The sequence below is a fragment of the Danxiaibacter flavus genome (assembly GCF_041060425.1).
GTDB classification, from domain to species: Bacteria; Bacteroidota; Bacteroidia; order Chitinophagales; family Chitinophagaceae; genus Danxiaibacter; species Danxiaibacter flavus.
The window spans coordinates 207-717 of the sequence record NZ_JAULBC010000026.1; the positions used below are offsets into that span (position 1 = coordinate 207).

A 511-nucleotide genomic window follows, 5' to 3' on the forward strand; every position below is an offset into this window, starting at 1 on the left:
ACCGTCTCTCGCCAACACATCTATAAACTTGTCACTCGCCAATGAATCACCTTTGGCCTTCACCGTCATAAACACACTGTCCTGGATCGTTTTATTATCAACATACCATTTTGTGGTACTGTCTCTCACTATCTGAACGATACTATCCCTGAAGTCATTGTTAATCACCAGCCAGTTGCTTACACTGTCACGGCTGATCCGTGTCACACTGTCCCGGAATACTTGCGTATTGGTGATGCTGTCTGCGATGGCAGGCATGTTCAGTTTCAACCTGGCATATTTCAATAAAGTGCTGTCGCCTACTTTGGTCACACCGTCTCTCGCCAACACATCTATAAACTTGTCACTCGCCAATGAATCACCTTTGGCCTTCACCGTCATAAACACACTGTCCTGGATCGTTTTATTATCGACATACCATTTTGTGGTACTGTCTCTCACTATCTGAACGATACTGTCCCTGAAGTCATTGTTAATCACCAGCCAGTTGCTTACACTGTCACGGCTGATC

Annotated in this window: 1 protein-coding gene; it reads right to left on the reverse strand. The window is 45.2% G+C overall.

Translation table 11 applies throughout. The annotated features are described in order from the left end of the window. Positions 1–511, reverse strand: a 511-nt coding sequence (locus QTN47_RS27955; protein ID WP_369332767.1) for a hypothetical protein, incomplete at both ends; no start/stop codon positions are given.